This is a genomic window from Pantoea sp. EABMAA-21, from assembly GCF_030053335.1.
In the GTDB taxonomy this organism is placed as follows: domain Bacteria; phylum Pseudomonadota; class Gammaproteobacteria; order Enterobacterales; family Enterobacteriaceae; genus Pantoea; species Pantoea communis.
Map to the genome: position 1 here is coordinate 97,209 of NZ_JASGBX010000009.1, position 18,364 is coordinate 115,572.

General features: G+C 55.2%; 16 protein-coding genes. All 16 read left to right on the forward strand.

Translation table 11 applies throughout. The annotated features are described in order from the left end of the window. Window positions 1-445 precede the first annotated feature (445 nt). Window positions 446-904 carry a division/cell wall cluster transcriptional repressor MraZ gene (mraZ, locus tag QMZ65_RS14605; RefSeq protein WP_038649082.1) on the forward strand — a complete coding sequence of 153 codons (459 nt, stop codon included), beginning with the start codon at window positions 446-448 and terminating at the stop codon, window positions 902-904. Between the two features lie 2 nt (window positions 905-906). Next, on the forward strand, window positions 907-1,848 hold the full coding sequence (gene rsmH / locus QMZ65_RS14610; protein ID WP_034825988.1) for a 16S rRNA (cytosine(1402)-N(4))-methyltransferase RsmH: 942 nt from the start codon (window positions 907-909) through the stop codon (window positions 1,846-1,848). Then, entirely contained in the window at window positions 1,845-2,165 is a 321-nt protein-coding gene (gene ftsL, locus QMZ65_RS14615; protein WP_034825986.1) for a cell division protein FtsL, read from the forward strand. Before rsmH ends, ftsL begins: the two co-directional genes overlap by 4 nt. A 20-nt stretch (window positions 2,166-2,185) precedes the next feature. Further along, the gene (gene ftsI, locus QMZ65_RS14620; RefSeq protein WP_058960906.1) at window positions 2,186-3,952 is read left to right on the forward strand and encodes a peptidoglycan DD-transpeptidase PBP3; all 1,767 of its coding nucleotides are present in this window, start codon (window positions 2,186-2,188) and stop codon (window positions 3,950-3,952) included. Next, window positions 3,939-5,426: a UDP-N-acetylmuramoyl-L-alanyl-D-glutamate--2,6-diaminopimelate ligase gene (gene murE, locus QMZ65_RS14625; RefSeq protein ID WP_283216226.1), complete on the forward strand. Its 1,488-nt coding sequence runs from the start codon at window positions 3,939-3,941 to the stop codon at window positions 5,424-5,426. Before ftsI ends, murE begins: the two co-directional genes overlap by 14 nt. Next, window positions 5,423-6,784 carry a UDP-N-acetylmuramoyl-tripeptide--D-alanyl-D-alanine ligase gene (gene murF / locus QMZ65_RS14630; protein WP_097118337.1) on the forward strand — a complete coding sequence of 454 codons (1,362 nt, stop codon included), beginning with the start codon at window positions 5,423-5,425 and terminating at the stop codon, window positions 6,782-6,784. The genes murE and murF overlap by 4 nt, the downstream gene beginning before the upstream one ends. After that, window positions 6,778-7,860 (forward strand): phospho-N-acetylmuramoyl-pentapeptide-transferase, encoded by a 1,083-nt coding sequence (mraY, locus tag QMZ65_RS14635; protein ID WP_034829683.1) that lies wholly within the window; start codon window positions 6,778-6,780, stop codon window positions 7,858-7,860. The genes murF and mraY overlap by 7 nt, the downstream gene beginning before the upstream one ends. A 2-nt stretch (window positions 7,861-7,862) precedes the next feature. Next, window positions 7,863-9,179, forward strand: coding sequence for a UDP-N-acetylmuramoyl-L-alanine--D-glutamate ligase (gene murD / locus QMZ65_RS14640; RefSeq protein ID WP_283216227.1), 1,317 nt, complete (start codon window positions 7,863-7,865; stop codon window positions 9,177-9,179). Further along, on the forward strand, window positions 9,179-10,393 hold the full coding sequence (gene ftsW, locus QMZ65_RS14645; protein WP_283216228.1) for a cell division protein FtsW: 1,215 nt from the start codon (window positions 9,179-9,181) through the stop codon (window positions 10,391-10,393). The genes murD and ftsW overlap by 1 nt, the downstream gene beginning before the upstream one ends. After that, complete coding sequence (murG, locus tag QMZ65_RS14650; protein WP_160833547.1) at window positions 10,390-11,448, forward strand: undecaprenyldiphospho-muramoylpentapeptide beta-N-acetylglucosaminyltransferase; 1,059 nt, start codon at window positions 10,390-10,392, stop codon at window positions 11,446-11,448. The genes ftsW and murG overlap by 4 nt, the downstream gene beginning before the upstream one ends. A gap of 69 nt (window positions 11,449-11,517) precedes the next feature. Then, window positions 11,518-12,993 carry a UDP-N-acetylmuramate--L-alanine ligase gene (murC, locus tag QMZ65_RS14655; RefSeq protein ID WP_097118339.1) on the forward strand — a complete coding sequence of 492 codons (1,476 nt, stop codon included), beginning with the start codon at window positions 11,518-11,520 and terminating at the stop codon, window positions 12,991-12,993. Then, on the forward strand, window positions 12,986-13,906 hold the full coding sequence (locus tag QMZ65_RS14660) for a D-alanine--D-alanine ligase (protein ID WP_283216229.1): 921 nt from the start codon (window positions 12,986-12,988) through the stop codon (window positions 13,904-13,906). Before murC ends, QMZ65_RS14660 begins: the two co-directional genes overlap by 8 nt. A 1-nt stretch (window position 13,907) precedes the next feature. After that, on the forward strand, window positions 13,908-14,747 hold the full coding sequence (gene ftsQ, locus QMZ65_RS14665) for a cell division protein FtsQ (RefSeq protein WP_283216230.1): 840 nt from the start codon (window positions 13,908-13,910) through the stop codon (window positions 14,745-14,747). Next, on the forward strand, window positions 14,744-16,000 hold the full coding sequence (gene ftsA, locus QMZ65_RS14670; RefSeq protein ID WP_013507861.1) for a cell division protein FtsA: 1,257 nt from the start codon (window positions 14,744-14,746) through the stop codon (window positions 15,998-16,000). The genes ftsQ and ftsA overlap by 4 nt, the downstream gene beginning before the upstream one ends. 71 nt (window positions 16,001-16,071) lie before the next feature. Beyond that, window positions 16,072-17,226, forward strand: coding sequence for a cell division protein FtsZ (gene ftsZ, locus QMZ65_RS14675; RefSeq protein WP_034829667.1), 1,155 nt, complete (start codon window positions 16,072-16,074; stop codon window positions 17,224-17,226). A 101-nt stretch (window positions 17,227-17,327) separates the two neighbouring features. Beyond that, window positions 17,328-18,245: a UDP-3-O-acyl-N-acetylglucosamine deacetylase gene (gene lpxC / locus QMZ65_RS14680; protein ID WP_034829665.1), complete on the forward strand. Its 918-nt coding sequence runs from the start codon at window positions 17,328-17,330 to the stop codon at window positions 18,243-18,245. The last annotated feature ends 119 nt before the right edge of the window (window positions 18,246-18,364 follow it).

Below are 18,364 nucleotides of genomic sequence, written 5' to 3' on the forward strand. Positions count from 1 at the left end.
TCTGCCATAGGACTGGGGTAAAAAAGCGTAAATAGTCACCACTTTCCCTAACGAATTAACTGCACTGAATTTTCTTATTTGTTTACATCTTCAGCAGTGACGCGTAGCAGAGCTGGCGCGATGGTGCTGGGCTTCCTTTCAGAAATCCCCTAAAATGCAGCCGCTGTCGCATATCCCGGGATAATTATCTTTTGCGATTAAAACGCTTTATTTTTCGCCATTTTTCAAATCGTGAAAATTTTTATTCCATTATTCATCAGGTTAATTTTTTATTTTGCCATTCATTCCCCTAAATTCCCCTCCACTAAATAATTCTCACCCTTGTAAAGAGTGATATTCACTTGTCGTTGCGGCTTGACAAGGATTTCATAGGCTCCGTAAACTCGTTTCGTGGTAAAAAGTGGGATAAAGTGGTGAAAACGGGTGATTGGGGGGTAGGACTGACATGTTCCGAGGAGCAACGTTAGTCAATCTCGACGGCAAAGGCCGATTGGCGGTACCAACACGCTATCGTGAATTGCTTGTCGCGGAGTCTCAGGGGCAAATGGTGTGCACCATTGACCTCCACCAGCCATGTCTGTTGCTTTATACCCTGCCCGAATGGGAAATCATCGAGAAAAAACTGGCGCGCTTATCCAGCATGAATCCGAACGAACGTCGCGTGCAGCGACTGCTGTTAGGACATGCCAGCGAATGCCAGATGGATAATGCAGGTCGTTTGTTGCTGGCGAATACGCTACGGCAACATGCGAGCCTGACCAAAGAAGTGATGCTGGTTGGACAGTTCAATAAGTTTGAGCTGTGGGATGAACAGACCTGGTATCAACAAGTTAAGGACGATATTGACGCAGAACAGTCGGCTCAGGAGCCTTTATCTGAGCGGTTGCAGGACTTGTCGCTATAGCTATGCAGGATAATTTTAAACACACCACAGTGCTGCTGGATGAGGCGGTTAACGGCCTCAATATCAGGGAAGACGGCATTTACATTGACGGCACTTTTGGGCGCGGCGGTCACTCACGTCTGATCCTTTCGCAACTGGGCGAGAAGGGGCAGTTACTGGCGATCGATCGCGATCCGCAAGCCATAGCCGCTGCAGCTGAAATTCAGGATCCACGTTTTTCGATCGTGCACGGACCCTTTTCGGCGCTGGCAGAGTATGTCGAAGCGCGTGGTCTGACAGGCAAGATCGATGGCGTATTGCTCGATCTTGGCGTGTCATCACCGCAGTTGGATGACGCAGAGCGCGGTTTCTCGTTTATGCGTGATGGGCCACTGGATATGCGTATGGACCCGACACGGGGCCAGTCTGCAGCAGAGTGGCTGATGAACGCCGAGGAAGCCGATATCGCCTTCGTCATCAAGACCTACGGTGAAGAGAAATTTGGCAAACGTATCGCACGCGCCATCGTCGAGCGTAATCGTGAACAGCCAATGACGCGCACCAAAGAGTTAGCCACCGTGATCGCTGCTGCGATGCCGGTGAAGGACAAGTTTAAACATCCGGCCACGCGCACCTTCCAGGCGATTCGTATTTGGATCAACAGCGAACTGGAAGAGATCGATACTGCACTGAAAGGGGCAATGTCGGTGCTGGCACCTGGCGGGCGGTTATCGGTTATCAGCTTCCATTCGCTGGAAGACCGTTTGGTGAAGCGTTTTATGCGCGATCAGAGCCGAGGCCCGCAAGTTCCAGCGGGTATCCCAATGACCGAAAGCCAGCTTAAAGCGCTAGGTGGACGTGAATTGAAAACCTTAGGCAAGCTGATTCCGGGTGAAGCGGAAGTCAACGAGAACCCGCGCGCACGCAGTTCGGTACTGCGTATTGCTGAGAGGACCGCGACATGATTGGCAACGAGCGACACAGCCTGCCCGGCGTCATCGGCGGTGACCTGCTGCGATTCGGCAAGATCCCGGTGTTGCTGCTGATTGCAGTACTTGTGTCCTCGGTGTTGGTGGTGACCACCACGCACAAAACGCGCCTGTTAACGGCGCAGCGCGAACAGTTGGTGTTAGAACGTGATGCGCTCGATATCGAGTGGCGTAACCTGATTTTGGAAGAGAATGCGCTCGGCGATCATAGCCGGGTTGAGCGAATAGCAACCGATAAGCTGCAGATGCAGCATGTTGATCCTTCACAGGAAAATATCGTGGTGCAGAGATAAATAAGGAATCGCAGACCTCAATGAGCGGCGCAGGCAAAACGCTGAAGTTAAAAAAACAGGAAGATAAGGCCAGCTTTATAAGCTGGCGTTTTGCGTTGCTGTGCGGCTGTATTTTACTGGCTTTGGGCGGATTGCTGTCACGCGTGGCGTGGTTACAGGTCATTAGCCCGGATAAACTGGTGAAAGAAGGGGATTTGCGTTCGCTGCGTGTTCAATCTGTTCCCACTGCACGTGGCATGATCAGCGATCGTGCTGGCCGTCCATTGGCCGTCAGTGTACCGGTGAATGCCATCTGGGCCGATCCTAAAGAGCTGATGGAACATGGCGGTGTGTCACTCGACAGCCGCTGGAAAGCCCTTTCAGATGCGTTGTCCATCCCACTCGATCAACTCGCCGCGCGCGTGAATGCCAATCCCAAAGGGCGCTTTATCTATCTGGCGCGTCAGGTGAATCCAGCGATCGGCGAATACGTCAAAAAACTCAAGCTGCCCGGCATTTACCTGCGTGAAGAGTCGCGTCGTTACTATCCAGCCGGTCAGGTCACTGCACATCTGATCGGCTTTACCAACATTGATGGTCAGGGCATTGAGGGCATCGAAAAGAGCTTCGACAAGTGGCTGACCGGCGCGCCAGGCGAGCGTACGGTGCGTAAAGACCGCTACGGTCGCGTGATTGAAGATATCTCCTCTGTAGACAGCCGCGCGGCGCACAACCTGACGCTCAGCATCGACGAACGCTTGCAGGCGCTGGTGTACCGCGAGCTGAACAATGCCGTGGCTTTCAACAAAGCGGAGTCGGGCACTGCCGTTTTGGTGGATGTGAACACCGGTGAAGTGTTGGCAATGGCCAACAGCCCGGCTTACAACCCAAACAATCTCTCCAACACGCCGAAAGATGTGATGCGCAACCGTGCCATTACCGACATCTTCGAGCCAGGCTCCACCGTCAAACCGATGGTGGTGATGACCGCGCTGCAGCGTGGCGTGGTGAAAGAGAACAGCGTACTGAATACCGTGCCGTACCGCGTCAATGGTCATGAGATCAAGGACGTGGCACGCTACAACGAATTGACCCTTACCGGGGTTTTACAGAAGTCGAGTAACGTCGGGGTTTCACGTTTGGCGTTAGCGATGCCCTCCTCAGCACTCGTAGATACTTACGCGCGCTTTGGACTGGGTAAACCGACCAATTTGGGGCTGGTCGGGGAAAGTAGTGGCTTATACCCTCAAAAACAACGGTGGTCTGACATAGAGAGGGCCACCTTCTCTTTCGGCTACGGGCTAATGGTAACACCGTTACAGTTAGCGCGAGTCTACGCAACCATTGGCAGCTACGGCATCAACCGCCCGCTGTCGATCACCAAAGTTGACCCGCCAGTGGCGGGTGAACGCGTTTTCCAGGAAGACCTGGTGAAAACGGTGATGCACATGATGGAAAGCGTTGCGCTGCCTGGTGGCGGTGGGGTTAAAGCCGCCATCAAGGGTTATCGCATCGCGATTAAAACCGGTACTGCGAAAAAAGTGGGACCGGATGGACGCTACGTCAATAAATACATTGCTTACACGGCAGGTGTTGCACCTGCCAGTCGCCCTCGTTTTGCGCTGGTGGTGGTGATCAACGATCCCCAGGCCGGTAAATATTATGGTGGTGCGGTTTCTGCACCGGTGTTTGGCGCCATCATGGGCGGTGTATTACGCACCATGAACATTGAACCAGATGCGCTGCCGACAATTGATAAAGACGAGTTGGTGAAGAACAGAAGTGAGGAATCAAGTGACCGATCGTAACCTGCGCGATTTACTGGCCCCGTGGGTGCCGGGTGCGCCGGCGCGTCCACTCCGTGACATGACACTAGACAGCCGCTCAGCGGCTGCTGGCGATCTGTTTATCGCCGTGGCGGGCCATCATGCTGATGGACGTCGTTTTATTCCGCAGGCTATTGCTCAAGGCGTGGCGGCAGTGATTGCCGAAGCCGAGGGTGAAGCCAGCGATGGAGATATCCGCGAGATGCACGGCGTCCCGGTTATCTACCTGGCGCAGTTGCAGCAGCGTCTCTCTGCACTGGCCGGGCGCTTTTATCAGCAGCCTGCTGAAAAACTTAAATTAATCGGTGTCACCGGCACCAACGGAAAAACCACCACCACGCAGCTGATGGCGCAGTGGGCCAATCTGCTGGGTGAAACCGGTGCCGTGATGGGCACGGTGGGTAATGGCTTATATGGCCAACTGGTGGCTACCGAAAACACCACCGGTTCCGCGGTAGATGTTCAACATGTGTTGAATGATCTGGTGGAGCAGGGTGCCACGCTGGCCGCGATGGAAGTCTCTTCTCACGGCCTGGTGCAGCATCGCGTGGCGGCATTGCCCTTCGCGGCTGCTGTGTTCACGAATCTAAGCCGCGATCATCTGGATTATCACGGTGATATGCAGGGTTATGAAGCCGCCAAATGGCTGCTGTTCTCTGAGCATCAGGTTGGCGAAGCCATTATCAACGCTGATGACGAGGTCGGACGCCGCTGGCTGGAGAAACTGCCGGATGCCGTTGCCGTCACCCTGGCTGACAACTTGCAGCCTGGCTGTCGTGGACGCTGGTTGAAAGCCACAGCGGTGAATTATCACGATGGCGGTGCGCATATCCAGTTCAGCTCCAGCTGGGGCGACGGGGAATTTGATAGCCGTCTGATGGGCGCATTCAATGTCAGCAATCTGCTGCTGGCACTGGCCACCTTGCTGACGCTCGATTATCCGCTGGAGGCGCTGGTATCAAGCGCTGCTCAGCTGCAACCGGTATGCGGTCGCATGGAAGTGTTCACGGCGCCAGAAAAACCCGCAGTGGTGGTGGATTATGCTCACACCCCCGATGCGCTGGAAAAAGCGTTGGAAGCTGCCCGCCTGCACTGCAAAGGCAAACTTTGGTGCGTGTTTGGCTGCGGCGGCGACCGTGACAAAGGCAAACGTCCGCTGATGGGCGCGATTGCCGAACAGTTCTCTGACATCGTGGTCATCACCGATGACAATCCGCGCAGCGAAGAACCTGCCGCGATTGTGAATGACATTCTGACTGGCTTGCTTGATCCCGGTCGCGCCCGCGTGGTCGCGGGACGTGCGCAAGCGGTCACTAACGCCGTGATGCAGGCCAATGTCGATGACATCGTGCTGGTGGCTGGTAAAGGCCATGAAGATTATCAAATCATTGGTAACCGTCGTTTGGATTACTCCGATCGCGACACCGTCGCCCGTTTACTGGGGGTGATAGCATGATCCCGGTTTCTTTGAAAACACTGGCTGAAATCAGTGGTGGTCAACTGCACGGCGCTGATTTGACGCTGAATGATGTGACCAGCGACACGCGTAAAGTGGCTGATGGCAGCCTGTTTGTCGCACTGGTCGGTGAGCGTTTTGATGCGCATGACTTTGCTCAGGATGCTATTGCCCAGGGTGCCAAAGCGCTGCTGGTGAGTAAGCACTTGCCTTTAGATGTGCCGCAAGTGGTGGTGGCAGATACCCGCATTGCCTTTGGTCAGCTCGGCGCCTGGGTGCGTCAGCAATCGAAGGCGCGCGTGGTAGCCCTGACCGGTTCATCCGGTAAAACCTCCGTCAAAGAGATGACCGCTGCCATTTTGCGTCAGTGTGGTGAAACCCTCTATACCGCTGGCAACCTGAACAACGACTTCGGCGTGCCGATGACGTTGCTGCGTCTGACCCCAGAACACGAGTTCGCGGTGATTGAGCTGGGTGCCAATCATCAGGGCGAGATTGCTTACACCACCGATTTAGTGCGTCCTGAAACGGCGCTGGTGAATAATCTCGCTGCAGCGCATCTGGAAGGCTTTGGTTCACTGGCCGGTGTAGCGAAAGCCAAAGGCGAAATTTTTGGTGGATTGCCAGTACACGGCACCGCCATCGTCAATGCTGACAGCAACGACCTCGCTAACTGGCAGTCGCAGTTTGGCGATAAGACTCTGTGGCGCTTCTCGCCACAGCCGATGGCAGATGCAGAATTCCGTGCCAGCGAGATCGTGCTACGCGCCGACGCCACGCTGTTTACCTTGCATACGCCGCGCGGAGACATTGCTGTTGCGCTTCCGCTGCCTGGTCGCCACAACATCGCGAACGCGCTTGCTGCTGCTGCGCTGGCACTGTCCGTTGATGCCCCGCTAAGCGCGATCCAAACCGGTTTGAAAACACTGCAGCCCGTACCGGGGCGTCTGTTCCCGATTCGTCTGGCAGACAATCAACTGCTGCTGGATGACAGCTATAACGCCAACGTCGGTTCGATGACGGCGGCCGCACAGGTACTGGGCGATATGCCAGGGTTCCGAGTGATGGTCGTCGGTGATATGGCCGAACTGGGCGATGAAGCGGAAGCTTGCCATCAGCAGGTGGGTGAAGCCGCCAGGGCAGCAGGTATTGATTGTGTTCTGAGTACCGGCACTTTGGGTCGGTTGATCGGTGAAAGCAGCGGTAAAGGCGAGCATTTCGCTACAAAAGCCGAGCTGACTGTACGTTTACGCGCATTGCTGTCCCAACATCAGGACATCACTATTTTGGTTAAAGGCTCACGTAGCGCCGCCATGGAGCAGGTCGTCGAGAGCTTACAGGAGAAAGGAACATGCTAGTCTGGCTGGCCGAACATTTGGTCGCACTTTATTCCGGCTTTAACGTCTTCTCGTATTTGACGTTTCGCGCCATTGTCAGCCTGCTGACCGCTCTGTTCCTATCACTCTGGATGGGCCCGCGCCTGATCGCCTGGCTGCAGAAACTGCAAATTGGCCAGGTGGTGCGTAACGACGGTCCGGAATCGCACTTCAGTAAGCGCGGTACGCCAACCATGGGCGGCATCATGATCCTCACCTCCATCACCGTCTCGGTGTTGATGTGGGCGTATCCATCCAATCCTTATGTGTGGTGCGTGCTGGCGGTGCTGATTGGTTTCGGCATTATCGGTTTCGTCGATGACTATCGCAAAGTGGTACGCAAAGACACCAAAGGCCTGATTGCCCGCTGGAAATACTTCTGGATGTCGGTGATTTCCCTTGGCGTGGCTTTTGCGCTTTACGCTGCGGGCAAAGGCACACCGGCCACTCAGTTGGTGGTGCCGTTCTTTAAAGACATCATGCCGCAGCTGGGATTGTTCTATGTGCTGCTGGCTTACTTTGTGATTGTCGGCACCGGTAATGCGGTCAACCTGACCGATGGTCTGGATGGCCTGGCGATTATGCCCACCGTTTTTGTGGCGGCAGGCTTCGCTTTGGTCGCCTGGGCGACCGGTAACGTGAAGTTTGCGGAATATCTGCACATCCCGTATCTGCGCCACGCGGGTGAGCTGGTGATTGTCTGTACCGCGATTGTCGGTGCCGGTCTCGGCTTCCTGTGGTTCAACACCTACCCGGCTCAGGTCTTCATGGGCGATGTGGGTTCACTGGCACTGGGCGGCGCGTTAGGCACCATCGCCGTGCTGCTGCGTCAGGAGTTTTTGCTGGTGATCATGGGCGGCGTGTTTGTGGTTGAAACACTGTCGGTGATCCTGCAGGTGGGCTCGTTCAAGCTGCGCGGCCAACGCATTTTCCGCATGGCACCGATTCACCACCACTATGAATTGAAAGGCTGGCCGGAGCCGCGTGTCATCGTGCGCTTCTGGATTATTTCACTGATGCTGGTGCTGATTGGCCTGGCAACGCTGAAGGTACGTTAATCATGGCTGACTATCGGGGCAGAAAAGTCGTCATCATCGGATTAGGCATTACTGGCCTGTCCTGTGTTGATTTCTTCCTCGCGCAGGGCGTGACGCCTCGCGTGATGGATACCCGTGTGTCTCCGCCTGGCCTCGACAAGTTGCCTGAGGCGGTTGAACGCTATGTGGGCGGTATCAACAGCGACTGGCTGCTGGCATCGGATTTAATTATTGCCAGCCCAGGTATCGCGCTGGCACATCCTGCATTAAGTGAAGCCGCGGATGCCGGTATCGAAATCGTCGGTGATATCGAACTGTTTTGCCGTGAAGCTCAGGCTCCGATTGTCGCGATCACCGGCTCGAACGGTAAAAGCACCGTCACCACGCTGGTGGGTGAAATGGCCCGTGCAGCAGGTTGGCAGGTTGGCGTGGGTGGCAACATAGGTTTACCGGCGCTAACCCTGCTGAAATCTCCGGCACAGTTGTATGTGCTGGAACTTTCCAGCTTCCAGTTAGAAACCACCTACAGTCTGCAAGCAGCGGCTGCCACCATTCTCAACGTAACGGAAGATCATATGGATCGCTATCCGTTGGGCATGCAGCAGTATCGTGCGGCGAAATTGCGCATTTATGAAAACGCCCGCGTCTGTGTGGTCAATGCCGATGATGGTATGACCATGCCCGTTCGCGGTGTTGATGCACGTTGTGTCAGTTTTGGCATTAATCTCGGTGATTATCACCTGACCCAGCAGCAGGGCAACACCTGGCTGCGGGCGCAGGGTGAAAGGGTATTAAACACAGACGAAATGACGTTGGTGGGGCAGCATAACTACACCAATGCCCTGGCGGCCCTGGCACTGGCAGATGCGGTGAATATCCCGCGCGCTTCCAGTCTGAAAGCGTTAACGACTTTCACTGGCCTGGCGCACCGTTTCCAGCTGGTGCATGAAGCCAATGGCGTGCGCTGGATTAATGACTCCAAAGCCACCAATGTCGGCAGTACTGAAGCGGCACTCAATGGTTTGCAGGTGAAAGGCACCTTGTGGCTGTTGATGGGCGGTGATGGCAAATCCGCTGACTTCAGTGCACTGACGCGCTTTTTGCAGGGCGACAATGTTCGCATCTACTGCTTTGGTCGTGACGGCGATGCGCTCGCGGCGTTGCGCCCGGAGATCGCCACGCGCACAGAGACGATGCAGCAGGCCATGGAGCAGATTGCACCTCAGGCGAAGGCGGGCGATATGGTGCTGCTGTCACCGGCCTGCGCCAGCCTCGATCAGTTCCGTAATTTTGAACAGCGCGGTGATATTTTCGCGCAGCTGGCGAAGGAGTTGAGCTGATGCGCATTCCAGGTGTCGGTATTGCCAGCTTCCTCTCCGTGCGTTTACGCGATTGGGTGATGGGCGGCCGTGAAAATGATGATGCGCCAGTGGTGCTGTATGATCGCACGCTGCTGTGGCTGACCTTTGGTTTGGCGATTATCGGCTTTGTGATGGTGACTTCAGCGTCGATGCCGGTCGGCCAGCGTCTTAACGAAGACCCGTTCTACTTCGCTAAACGCGACGCTTTCTATATTGCCCTGGCGGTAGGCATGGCGCTGGTGACATTGCGCGTCCCAATGGATTTCTGGCAGCGCTACAGCAACGTGATGCTGATGGCGTCTGTGGCAATGCTGCTGATCGTCCTGGTGGTGGGTAGTTCGGTTAACGGTGCATCGCGCTGGATTGCCCTCGGCCCACTGCGTATTCAGCCGGCCGAATTGTCCAAGCTTTCCCTGTTTTGCTATCTCGCCAGCTATCTGGTGCGCAAAGTGGAAGAGGTGCGCAACAACTTCTGGGGCTTTTGTAAGCCGATGGGCGTGATGGTGGTGTTGGCCGTGTTACTGCTGGCGCAACCGGATCTCGGAACTGTAGTTGTGCTGTTTGTGACGACGCTAGCGATGCTGTTCCTCGCGGGTGCCAAAATGTGGCAGTTCCTGGCGATCATCGGCTCCGGTATTTTTGCCGTGGTGCTGCTGATTATCGCTGAACCCTATCGTATGCGCCGTGTGACCTCTTTCTGGAACCCATGGGAAGATCCGTTTGGCAGCGGCTACCAGCTGACCCAGTCGCTGATGGCCTTCGGTCGTGGTGAATTCTGGGGCCAGGGCCTCGGCAACTCGGTGCAAAAACTCGAGTATCTGCCGGAGGCACACACCGACTTTATCTTCTCCATCATTGGTGAAGAGTTGGGTTATGTCGGTGTGGTTTTGGCGCTGTTAATGGTATTCTTCGTCGCTTTTCGCGCGATGTCGATTGGTCGCCGTGCTCTGGAGATCGATCAGCGCTTTTCTGGCTTCCTCGCTTGCTCAATTGGCGTGTGGTTTAGCTTCCAGGCGCTGGTTAACGTCGGTGCGGCCGCAGGTATGCTGCCGACCAAAGGCCTGACACTGCCGCTGATCAGTTACGGTGGCTCAAGCCTGATCATCATGTCGACCGCCATCGTGTTTTTATTGCGCATTGATTATGAAACGCGTCTGGCAAAAGCGCAGGCGTTTACCCGAGGTGCTCGATGAGTAGCAAGCGGCTGATGGTGATGGCCGGCGGAACCGGCGGACATGTGTTCCCGGGTCTGGCCGTGGCACACCATCTGATCGAACAGGGCTGGCAGGTGCGCTGGCTCGGAACCGCTGACCGAATGGAAGCGGATTTGGTGCCGAAACATGGCATCGAAATTGAATTTATCCGCATTAGCGGTTTGCGCGGCAAAGGCGTTAAAGCGCAGTTACTGGCACCGGTACGCATCTTCAATGCATGGCGCCAGGCGCGTCGCATCATGAAGCGCTGGCAGCCGGACGTAGTGCTCGGCATGGGCGGATACGTTTCCGGTCCAGGTGGATTAGCCGCGTGGAGTTGCGGTATTCCTGTGGTGCTGCATGAGCAGAACGGCATTGCCGGGCTGACCAACAAATGGCTGGCGAAAATTGCCACCAAAGTGATGCAGGCGTTTCCGGGCGCTTTTCCGAAAGCGGATGTGGTCGGCAATCCCGTGCGAACTGATGTGTTGGCCCTGCCACTGCCCGCTGAACGACTGAATGGGCGCACTGGTGCGATTCGTGTGCTGGTGGTCGGCGGAAGCCAGGGCGCACGTATCCTGAATCAGACGGTGCCGCAGGTGGCCGCAGAACTGGGTGATGCCATCACGATTTGGCATCAAAGCGGCAAAGGCGCGCTGGAGACGGTGCAACAGGCGTATCGCGATGCCGGACAGCCGCAGCACAAGGTCACCGAGTTTATCGATGATATGGCGGAAGCCTATGCCTGGGCGGATGTAGTGGTGTGTCGTTCGGGCGCATTGACGGTGAGCGAAGTGGCCGCCGCAGGTTTACCGGCGATCTTCGTGCCGTTTCAGCACAAAGACCGTCAGCAGTACTGGAATGCGTTGCCGCTGGAGCAAGCGGGCGCAGCCAAAATTTTCGAGCAGCCGCAATTTACCGCGACTGCAGTAGCGGACACGTTGCGCCATTGGGATCGCGCCACGCTGCTGGCGATGGCTGAGAAAGCCCGTCAGGTAGCGATTCCTGATGCAACCGATCGGGTTGCGCAGGAAGTGGCACGCGTCGCGAAGTAATTAATAGGTCGGTTTGACCGGCTGTACCTGAATGCAGGTACAAATGAGATCAACAGGTAATTGAGACAGATGAATACACAACAATTGGCAAAACTGCGTTCCATTGTGCCCGAGATGCGTCGCGTCCGGCACATTCACTTTGTCGGCATCGGTGGTGCTGGCATGGGCGGTATTGCCGAGGTGTTGGCGAACGAAGGTTATCACATCAGCGGGTCGGATCTGGCGCCTAACCCGGTGACCCAGCATCTGGCCTCATTGGGTGCGACCATTTATTTCAACCATCGCCCGGAAAACGTGACGGATGCGAGCGTGGTGGTGGTGTCGACTGCGGTGGCTCAGGACAATCCGGAGCTGGTCGCGGCACGCGAGCAGCGTATCCCGGTGATTCGCCGTGCAGAGATGCTGGCTGAGCTGATGCGCTTCCGTCATGGCATCGCGGTTGCCGGTACGCACGGCAAAACCACCACCACAGCGATGGTTACCAGTATTTATGCCGAAGGTGGCTTAGACCCAACTTTCGTCAATGGCGGCCTGGTGAAAGCAGCGGGCACACATGCGCGTTTGGGCACCAGCCGTTACCTGATTGCGGAAGCCGATGAGAGTGACGCGTCGTTCCTGCATCTGCAGCCGATGGTGGCGATTGTCACCAACATCGAAGCGGATCATATGGACACCTATCAGGGCGATTTCGAGAACCTGAAGCAGACGTTCATCAACTTCCTGCATAACCTGCCGTTCTACGGACGTGCGGTGATGTGCGTAGATGATGTGGTGATCCGCGATTTGATCCCACGCGTAGGCCGTCAGGTCACCACTTACGGTTTCAGTGATGACGCCGATGTGCGCATCGAAAACTATGAACAACGCGGCGCGCAGGGGCACTTTACCCTGATTCGTCAGGACAAACCGGTGCTGAAAGTGACCCTGAATGCGCCGGGCCGTCACAATGCCTTAAATGCTGCTGCTGCGGTTGCAGTGGCGACAGAAGAAGGCATTGAAGATAACGCGATTCTGGCGGCACTGGAGAGCTTCCAGGGCACCGGGCGCCGCTTTGATGTGCTGGGCGAATTTGATACCGCAGCGGTCAATGGCAATCCAGGCACCGCAATGCTGGTGGATGATTACGGTCATCACCCAACGGAAGTGGATGTCACCATTAAAGCCGCGCGTGCCGGCTGGCCAGAGAAAAAACTGGTGATGGTATTCCAGCCGCATCGTTACACGCGAACTCGTGATCTGTTCGATGACTTCGCTAACGTGCTGTCACAGGTCGATGTATTGCTGATGCTGGATGTTTATCCGGCCGGTGAAGCGCCGATTCCAGGCGCAGATAGCCGTTCACTGTGCCGCGCGATTCGCAATCGTGGCAAGGTTGACCCGATTCTGGTCTCTGAGCACGATGCGTTGCCGGAAGCGCTGGCGCCACTGCTGTCAGGCGATGATTTGGTGATCGTTCAGGGCGCCGGCAATATCGGCAAAATCGCCCGCAAGTTGGCTGAAAGTGAATTGCAGCCAGCAGCAAAAACGGAGGCCCGTCATGGCTGAGAAAGTTGCCGTCCTGATGGGCGGAACCTCGGCAGAGCGTGAAGTGTCGCTGATGTCGGGCAGTGCGGTGTTAGCTGGTCTGCGTGAGATGGGCATTGATGCACACGGCGTGGATACCCGTGATGTGTCAGTGCTGGACCTCAAAGCGCAGGGCTTTGATAAAACCTTTATCGCTCTGCACGGTCGCGGCGGTGAAGATGGCACGCTGCAGGCGGTGCTGGAGTTCCTCCAGTTGCCCTATACCGGCAGCGGCGTGATGGCTTCGGCGATCACCATGGATAAACTGCGCAGCAAATTGCTGTGGCAGGGCAGGGGACTGCCTTCAGGCAAATTCGTCTGGTTAACGCGTCAGCAGCAGGAGCAGGGTTTAGACGCACAAACGCAGGCTGCCATTGATGCGCTCGGGCTGCCGCTGTTTGTGAAGCCAAGCTGTGAAGGTTCTAGTGTCGGCATCAGCCGTGTGAACACGTTAGAAGCCTTGCCTGCAGCGCTGGATGAAGCGTTTCGCCACGATAATGACGTGCTAGTTGAGGCATTCCTGAGTGGTGCGGAATATACCGTTGGCATCCTGGGTGATGAAATTCTGCCTTCAATCAGAATTAAAACCGCCAGCGAGTTCTATGACTATGAAGCTAAATACATTTCTGACGATACTGAATACTTCTGTCCAAGTGGTTTGTGTGCAGATCAGGAAGCAGAATTGAAGACGATGGTATGGGCAGCCTGGCGTGCACTGGGTTGCAGCGGCTGGGGACGCGTCGATGTAATGACAGATGGCGAGGGGAAATTCCAGTTGCTGGAAGTGAATACCTCACCGGGCATGACCAGCCACAGTCTGGTGCCGATGGCCGCAAAGCAGGCGGGATACACTTTCCCGCAGCTGGTGGCGCGTATTCTGGAACTGGCTGACTGATATGTCTCAGGCGGCGATACGTGTACGAAATCGCGAACCCCAGGAGCGTGCGCGCACCGGGCGTAGCAACGGTGCCCGACTGTTTGGCGTCGTATTCCTGCTGATGGTGTTGGGCATCATGGCTGCCGGTGGGCTGGTGGTGCTGAAGTGGATGAATGATGCGTCGCGTTTACCGCTGTCGAAGCTGGTGGTGACCGGGGAAACGCATTACACCACGCATGATGACATTCGCCAGGCTATTTTGTCGCTCGGTGCACCTGGCACGTTTATGTCGCAAAACGTGGACATCATCCAGCAACAGATTGAGCGTTTACCCTGGATTAAACAGGTCAGTGTGCGTAAGCAGTGGCCTGATGAGCTGAAGATTAACCTGGTGGAGTATGTTCCGGTGGCACGCTGGAATGACTCACACATGGTAGACGCCGATGGCGTCTCCTTCAGCGTCCCGACCAGTCATATCGGTAAAGAAACATTGCCGATGTTATATGGCCCGGAAGGCAGTGAAACAGAGGTGTTGGCAGGCTATCACACCATGAGTGATGTGCTCAAAGCCGGCAAGTTTACCCTGAAGGTCGCGTCGATGACGGCGCGGCGCTCGTGGCAGTTAGTGACCAGCGACGATGTGCGCATCGAACTGGGACGCAGCGACACCATGAAGCGTCTGAACCGTTTTATTGAGCTCTATCCGGAGCTGCTGCAGCAGGGCCAGAGTCAGAACAAGCGCATTACCTATGTCGATTTGCGCTACGACTCCGGTGCCGCAGTAGGCTGGGCAGCGGCCCCGCTGGAGCCACAGGACAGTAATCAGCAACAAAACCAGGCACAGGCTAAACCACAATGATCAAGGCAACGGACAGAAAACTGGTAGTAGGACTTGAAATCGGCACCGCAAAGGTTGCCGCCCTGGTTGGGGAAATTCTGCCTGATGGTATGGTCAACATTATTGGGGTGGGCAGCTGCCCGTCTCGTGGTATGGATAAAGGCGGCGTAAATGACCTTGAGTCGGTGGTGAAATGCGTTCAACGCGCCATCGACCAGGCTGAACTGATGGCTGATTGCCAGATTTCGTCGGTTTACCTTGCTTTATCGGGCAAACATATCAGTTGTCAGAACGAAATCGGGATGGTTCCGATTTCGGAAGAGGAAGTGACTCAGGATGATGTAGAGAACGTGGTACATACGGCGAAATCCGTACGCGTGCGCGATGAACATCGTATCCTGCATGTTATTCCTCAGGAATATGCCATTGATTATCAGGAAGGCATCAAGAATCCGGTGGGACTTTCCGGCGTGCGTATGCAGGCGAAAGTGCACTTGATCACCTGCCACAATGATATGGCGAAAAATATTGTTAAAGCCGTTGAACGTTGCGGCCTGAAAGTTGACCAACTGATTTTTGCCGGACTGGCATCCAGTTTCTCGGTTCTGACTGAAGATGAACGTGAGCTGGGCGTCTGTGTTGTTGACATCGGTGGCGGTACAATGGATATCGCGGTTTACACCGGCGGCGCACTGCGTCACACCAAAGTGATCCCTTATGCAGGGAATGTGGTGACCAGTGATATCGCCTATGCCTTCGGCACACCGCCAACCGATGCGGAAGCGATCAAAGTACGTCATGGTTGTGCGTTGGGTTCGATTGTTGGCAAAGATGAAAACGTCGAAGTGCCCAGCGTCGGTGGACGTCCACCGCGCAGTCTGCAACGCCAAACGCTGGCAGAAGTGATTGAGCCGCGTTACACCGAATTGCTGAATCTGGTGAATGACGAGATTCTGCAACTGCAGGAGCAACTGCGCCAGCAGGGCGTGAAACACCACCTGGCAGCAGGCATCGTGCTGACCGGTGGCGCAGCACAGATTGAAGGTTTGGCCGCTTGCGCCCAGCGTGTATTTCATACGCAGGTGCGTATTGGTCAGCCACTTAACATCACCGGCCTGACGGATTATGCGCAGGAGCCGTATTACTCAACTGCAGTCGGTCTGCTGCATTACGGCAAAGAGTCACACATGAACGGTGATGCAGAAACGGAAAAACGTGCTTCAGTGGGCAACTGGTTTAAACGTATCAATAGCTGGCTGAAGAAAGAGTTTTAATTTTTGAAAAAGGAGATCATGCAGGCAATGTTTATGATCTCCAGGCGACAGGCACATAACGGAGAGAAATCATGTTTGAACCTATGGAATTAACCAATGACGCGGTGATTAAAGTCATCGGCGTCGGCGGCGGCGGTGGCAACGCCGTAGAGCACATGGTACGCGAGCGTATCGAAGGTGTAGAATTCTTCGCTGTAAACACCGACGCGCAAGCGTTGCGTAAGACAGCGGTTGGCCAGACGATCCAGATCGGGACCGGTATCACCAAGGGTCTCGGTGCTGGTGCAAACCCGGAGGTGGGTCGTACCTCAGCTGAGGAAGATCGTGAAGCACTGCGTTCTGCGCTGGAAGGGGCAGACATGGTGTTTATCGCTGCAGGCATGGGCGGCGGTACCGGTACCGGTGCAGCGCCAGTCGTGGCAGAAGTAGCAAAAGATTTGGGTATCCTGACCGTTGCGGTGGTGACCAAGCCCTTCAATTTCGAAGGCAAAAAGCGTATGGCTTTTGCTGAACAGGGTATCGCTGAGCTGTCTAAGCATGTTGATTCACTGATCACCATCCCGAACGACAAGCTGTTAAAAGTGCTGGGTCGCGGTATCTCTCTGCTGGATGCCTTTGGTGCAGCCAACGACGTACTGAAAGGTGCGGTGCAGGGTATCGCCGAGCTGATTACTCGCCCAGGCTTGATGAACGTTGACTTCGCGGACGTGCGTACCGTGATGTCAGAAATGGGTTACGCCATGATGGGCTCCGGCGTGGCGTGCGGTGAAGACCGTGCCGAAGAAGCAGCCGAAATGGCGATCTCCAGCCCACTGCTGGAAGATATCGATCTGTCTGGTGCGCGCGGCGTGCTGGTCAACATCACGGCGGGCTTCGACCTGCGTCTGGATGAGTTCGAAACCGTGGGTAACACTATCCGCGCCTTCGCCTCTGACAACGCGACCGTGGTCATCGGTACTTCTCTGGACCCAGAGATGAACGACGAACTGCGCGTGACCGTCGTTGCAACCGGTATTGGCATGGACAAGCGTCCAGAAATTACGCTGGTGACCAACAAACCGGCTTCTCAGCCAGTGATGGATCATCGCTACCAGCAGCACGGTATGGCGCCGTTGCCGCAGGAGCAGAAGCCGGCAGCGAAAGTGGTCAACGACCAGCCAGCATCGTCCAATAAAGAGCCAGATTATCTTGATATTCCAGCCTTCCTGCGTAAGCAGGCAGACTAAGAATATCCTGAGAATTGGGATTCTCCGCTCTTTGTGCTAAAGTATTCGCCCGCTGGTAATTTATACTAGCGGTCGGATGGGTAATATTGCGAGATAATGCGATGATCAAACAAAGGACATTAAAACGTATTGTTCAGGCGACAGGTGTCGGTTTACATACCGGCAAGAAAGTCACGCTGACCTTACGCCCTGCGTCGGCTAATACCGGGGTCATCTATCGTCGCACTGACTTGAATCCACCGGTTGATTTCCCGGCTGATGCAAAATACGTGCGCGACACCATGCTGAGTACCTGCCTGGTGAATGATGAAGGCGTGCGTATATCGACGGTTGAGCACCTGAATGCTGCATTGGCTGGCTTGGGTATCGACAACATTATTGTTGAAGTCGATGCGCCCGAAATCCCAATTATGGATGGCAGTGCCGCGCCTTTTGTCTACTTGCTGATGGATGCAGGCGTCGAAGAGCTGAATAGTGCGAAGAAATTCGTACGCGTTAAGCAGACGGTGCGTGTTGAAGATGGTGATAAGTGGGCCGAGATCAAACCTTATAACGGTTTCTCACTCGACTTTACTATCGACTTCAAACATCCGGCAATTGACTCAAGCTCGCAGCGTTACCAGTTAAACTTCTCGGCTGAGGCGTTTGTTCGCCAAATCAGTCGTGCGCGCACCTTTGGTTTTATGCGTGAAATCGAATATCTGCAGTCTAAAGGCCTGTGCCTGGGCGGTAGCTTAGATTGTGCGATTGGTCTTGATGATTTCCGCGTACTCAACGAAGACGGTCTGCGCTTTGAAGATGAGTTCGTTCGTCACAAAATGTTGGACGCGATTGGCGACCTGTTTATGTGTGGCCACAACGTGATTGGCGCATTCTCTGCGTTCAAATCGGGCCATGCGCTGAACAACAAGTTGCTGCAAGCGGTTCTGGCGAAGCAGGAAGCCTGGGAATGGGCAACCTTCGAAGACGAAGCTGAACTGCCACTGGCATTCAAAGCTCCAAATTTAGTTCTGGCGTAAGTCAGTCATAAAAACGGCAGTTTCCCTGACACCCTCTCCGGTCAGTGGAAGCTGCCGTTTTTTATTGCCTGTTTTTTATTCCTGCAAGACCGCTCTCAATTCTCTGCTATCACTGGCGA